Source organism: Effusibacillus lacus (genome assembly GCF_002335525.1).
Classification (GTDB): domain Bacteria; phylum Bacillota; class Bacilli; order Tumebacillales; family Effusibacillaceae; genus Effusibacillus; species Effusibacillus lacus.
This window is the reverse complement of the sequence record NZ_BDUF01000039.1, coordinates 1-1251: the sequence shown is the minus strand read 5'-3', so window position 1 is coordinate 1251 and position 1251 is coordinate 1. Positions and strand designations below refer to the sequence as shown.

Here is a 1251-nt window from a genome sequence, read left to right as displayed (position 1 = left end):
CTAGTAGTTCGTTTCCTAAATTCAGTTACTTAAAACGGTGTTCTATGGTATCCTGAAAGCAAGAATAATGAACGGGGCGGATACCATGGGAAGAACACGTGAAATTGAAGTTGAGATTACCGAAGAGAATCTATCGTACCTTCGACAGGTGAGCCAATCAAGGACGGAACAAGTACGCCGCGTGGAACGAGCCAATATCCTTCTTTTACATGCCAAAGGGCTCGGTTCAACGACGATTGCCAGAGAACTGAAGATCAGCGTTCCTGCGGTGACACGCTGCCTGCAAAAGGCGAAAGAATTCGGCATTCATGTCGCGTTAGATGACTTCAAGCGTTCGGGCAAGCCTCCACGGTTGACACCAGAGGCCAAAACTTGGATTCTTTCAGTAGCCTGCCAGAAACCCAAAGACCTGGGCTTTTCTTACGAACTTTGGACGGTTCGGTTTCTAGCAGAGTACATTCGGAAGCACGCTGAGGAACAAGGCCATCCAAGCGCATCGCACATCTCGGGAGGTACGATTTCGAAACTGCTAAAAGCCCAGCAAGTTCAGCCTCATAAAGTTACTTACTACGTGGAACGCCGTGATCCCGACTTTGATGCGAAAATGGTGCAGGTACTCCACGTCTATCAGCAAGTCGAATGGAAGTTGGAAAACAATGATTTTGTTCCGCTCTGCGATGTCATGCTTTCTTATGACGAAAAGCCGGGTATTCAAGCTATCGGAACAAAATCCCCCGACCTGCCGCCGGTTCCGGGACAACATCCAACCTTCAGCCGTGATTACGAATATGTTCGACATGGGACACTCAGCTTGATGGCCGGGATGGATCTTCTGACTGGAGAAGTCATGGGCTCCGTTGTGGATCGACATCGCAGCAAAGAGTTCATCGATTTCTTAAAAATGCTTGATAACAAATATGCTCCTGGCCTTCGAATCCAAATCATATTGGACAATCATTCTGCCCACACTTCGAAAGAAACAAGGGCATATTTAGAGACCGTTCCAAACCGCTTTGAGTTTGTTTTTACTCCAAAACATGGGTCGTGGCTCAATGTGATCGAATCCTTTTTCTCTAAAATGACAAGGAGTTTCCTGCGTCATCTCCGGGTACAGTCCAAAGAAGAATTGAAAGAAAGAATCGAACAGTACCTCAAGGAAATTAACGAAAATCCTGTTCCGTTTCGTTGGAAGTACGGCTTGGAGTCTGCTGCTAGGTAAAAGTAAGTCTATTATGGAAACGAACTACTAGT

General features: G+C 46.4%; 1 protein-coding gene. It reads left to right on the top strand.

Features of this window, described 5'->3' with window-relative positions; translation table 11 throughout:
• Positions 1-85: 85 nt before the first annotated feature.
• On the top strand, positions 86-1219 hold the full coding sequence (locus EFBL_RS07985; RefSeq protein WP_096181621.1) for an IS630 family transposase: 1134 nt from the start codon (positions 86-88) through the stop codon (positions 1217-1219).
• Positions 1220-1251 lie beyond the last annotated feature (32 nt).